A 3,126-nucleotide genomic window follows, 5' to 3' on the forward strand; every position below is an offset into this window, starting at 1 on the left:
CCCTTCCCCGCAGGACGCGTGCCGGCAGGGGAAGCCGGCGGAGATGGCGGTCGAGTTCGTCGAGGTTGAGGAAGCCCTCGCGCCCGGGTCCGCCCGCGTCACCGTGTCCGCCCTCGTCGGCCCCCGCGCCGCGGGGGTCGGACTGGGCCACGAGGACGACGTTGCCACGCCGCTGGGAGCGTCCCACCTTCGGGTCCGTCACGGCACAGACCAGGGGGAAGACCTCCCTCAGGGCAGCGGCGTCAGGGCGGGCGTCCGCAGGCCACCGTGGGCGGCGTTGACCAGGTAGAGGCCGCCCGGCCGCAGGGCGGCAGCCGCCTCCCGCGCGGCCCCGACGGTGCCCAGGGAGGTCGGGACCGACCCGTGGTCGAATGCGTCGCGCACCACGACGTCGAAGCTTCCCGGCCGGACGTGCGACAGCACCTCGCGCCCGTTCCCGACCCGGATCCGCAGTTCCGGGGACCGGGGCAGGTCGAACCAGTCGCGGACGCAGTCCGCGAGCCGGGCGTCGACCTCGACCGCGACCTGACGGGATCCCGGGCGCACGGTGGCCCACGCCCAGGGCAGGGCGCAGGCGGCCGCACCGAGGTGGAGTGCGCGCACGGGCGTCGGCGCGGGCAGGAGGGTGTCGAGCGCCGCGTCCATGTGCTGCATGTACTCGAACTCGAGGTGGGAGGGGTCCGCGATGTCGACGTTGGAGGACTCCACGTCGTCGAGCAGGAGCGTCGCCCTCGTCCCGTCCCAGCGCAGGGTGGCGGTGCCGGAGGAGACCTCGAAACTCTCACTTCCCCGGGGGACGGCGCGTCTCGACATGGGGGCCACTGTAGTGCGCGAGGTGCCCCCGCACGCCCCTACGATTGGCGGGAGGGAGGTGGGTCACGATGTCGAACGCACCGCGGGACTCACGTGCCCGCCGGGACTGGGGTGACGACGACTCCGGCACGGACATCCTGCACGTCGACATGGACTCGTTCTTCGCCTCCGTCGAGCTCGTGGAGGATCCCTCACTGGCCGACAGACCGCTCATCGTGGGTGGCACCGGCCCCCGGGGCGTGGTCACCTCCGCGACCTACCCGGCCCGGGCCTGCGGGGTCCGTGCGGGCATGCCGACCGGTCGTGCGCGGGCCCTGTGCCCCCAGGCCCGGGTGGTGCAGGGACGCCACGGTGTCTACGGGGAGTACTCACGGCGGGTGATGGCGGTCCTGGCGGACGTGACCCCCGCCCTCGAACAGGTCAGCGTCGACGAGGCCTTCCTGGACGTGTCGGGCGCCAGGCTCCGGCTCGGCACCCCCGTGCGCATCGGCACCGGGATCCGCCGTCGCATCCGCGAGGAGGTCGGCCTGCCCGCGTCGGTGGGCATCGCCGCGACGAAGAGCGTCGCGAAGATCGCCTCCTCCCACGCGAAGCCCGACGGACTGCTGCTGGTCCCGGCCGGTGCGACCGTCGACTTCCTCCACGGCCTGCCCGTGGGGGCACTGTGGGGGGTCGGCGGCAGGACCGGGGAGGTGCTGGACCGTGAGGGGATCACCACGGTCGGGGACCTCGCGCACACGGACGTGGCGCGGCTGGTGCGACTGGTGGGACAGGCTTCGGGCCACCACCTCCACGACCTGGCGTGGGGCATCGACCGACGCAGCGTGACACCGGGGCGCGAGGAGAAGTCGATCGGGACGGAGTCGACCTTCTCCGAGGACGTGGTCGACCGCGCCTCCCTCGAACGCTTCATCCTGCGGGCCTCCCACCAGTGCGCCGTGCGTCTGCGGGCGGCGGGATGCGTGGCGTGGACCGTGGGCATCAAGATGCGTGGGGCTGACTTCGCGACGATCACGCGCTCGTCCACCCTTCCCGCACCCACCGACGTGGGGCGGGAGATCGCGCGGGCGGCGGGGACGCTGTTCGCCCGTGAGACCATCCCCACCGGTGGGGTGCGTCTGCTCGGCGTGCGGGTCGAGGGCCTGCGGAGGCGCAGCGAGGGCGTGGCCGTCACCCTGGACGAGGACGGCCGGCCGCTGGCGGCCGAACGGGCGATGGACGCCATCACCGAGCGCTTCGGAGGGGGGTCCGTCCGGCCCGCATCGCTTCTCGACGACGGAGCCTGACTGGAATGGTCGCGGCGGGCTTCCGCACAGTAGACTGGCGTCACGCGACCCTTCGAACCCGTGAAGGAGGTGCCCGGTGGCGCTGTCCGACTACGAGAAGCAGGTCCTCGAACAGATGGAGGCCGAACTCCGGCGCGCCGATCCGGACCTGGCCTCGACGATGTCCTCCACACCGGACCAGTCGGAGACCCCGACCGCTCCCGGTCGGCTCAACGCGCGACGACTGGCCGCGGGCTCGGTCCTCGCGCTCGCGGGCCTCGGAGTGGTCCTGGCGGGGGTCTCCGTCGGTGAGCTCGTCTGGGCCATCGTGCTGGGGATCATCGGCTTCGCGATGATGGTCGGGGGAGTGCTCCTGGCCCTGCGCACGGACCCGGGCAACGGTCGGTCCACCGACGGTGGTCACCGCAACGGCCCCCAGAAGCCGAAGGGCTGGTCGGCGTTCATGTCCAGCCAGGAGCGTCGCTGGGACAGGCGCCAGGACCGCTGAGAGCGGATTCCGTTCGGCTCGTGTGGACCCGGGCCGGGGGTGCCTCGGTCGCTGTTCCCGATCTCCGGTGTTCCTGACCCGGGGCGAGATCGATCCGGGCGTCCGCGCGGCGGCGCAGCGAAGTCATCCCTCGGGACGGGGCCCGTCGACGAGCGCGTGCGGGTCGACGCGTGAGCGTGGTGCCTCCGGGCAGATCCGCCGCGGACGGCAGGCACGTACCGGTGACGGGACGTGCGACCGAACAGGCAGCGGTGCCAGGAGCGACGACCGAGTCGGGCAGTGGTGCCGGGGCCGACCACCGACCGGGCAGTGGCGCCCGCTCGCGCAGCCGTGTCGGCACGGCGCGAGCCCCCCCGCCCCGTCCCGGCGCCGGCGCCGGCGCCAGGGGCCCCGGAGACTCCTCCCACCACCCTCCACCACCCACTCCGCTCCACCCTCCCCACGTCCCTCCACCGTCCCCACCGCGCTCCACCCTCCCCACGTCCCTCCACCGTCCCCACTCCGCTCCACCCTCCCCACGTCCCTCCACCGTCCCCACCG

Annotated in this window: 3 protein-coding genes and 1 pseudogene; 2 read left to right on the forward strand and 2 right to left on the reverse strand. The window is 73.6% G+C overall.

Annotated elements, in window-relative coordinates:
- Both TA90_RS12995 and TA90_RS01440 read right to left on the reverse strand, forming a co-directional pair.
- Positions 1-202 (reverse strand): annotated as a pseudogene (locus tag TA90_RS12995) (hypothetical protein); the annotation flags it as partial.
- Positions 203-228: 26 nt separating this feature from the next.
- Positions 229-813, reverse strand: coding sequence for a spermidine synthase (locus TA90_RS01440; RefSeq protein ID WP_052450357.1), 585 nt, complete (start codon positions 811-813; stop codon positions 229-231).
- Positions 814-881: 68 nt separating this feature from the next.
- Here TA90_RS01440 and dinB point away from each other — a divergent pair, with 68 nt between their 5' ends.
- Together dinB and TA90_RS01450 are read left to right on the forward strand one after the other, a co-directional pair.
- Positions 882-2,099, forward strand: a complete 1,218-nt coding sequence (gene dinB / locus TA90_RS01445) for a DNA polymerase IV (RefSeq protein WP_043534246.1) — start codon at positions 882-884, stop codon at positions 2,097-2,099.
- Positions 2,100-2,175: 76 nt separating this feature from the next.
- Positions 2,176-2,586 (forward strand): DUF3040 domain-containing protein, encoded by a 411-nt coding sequence (locus TA90_RS01450; RefSeq protein WP_043534247.1) that lies wholly within the window; start codon positions 2,176-2,178, stop codon positions 2,584-2,586.
- Positions 2,587-3,126 lie beyond the last annotated feature (540 nt).

This window comes from Actinomyces polynesiensis, assembly GCF_000820725.1.
Lineage (GTDB): Bacteria > Actinomycetota > Actinomycetes > Actinomycetales > Actinomycetaceae > Pauljensenia > Pauljensenia polynesiensis.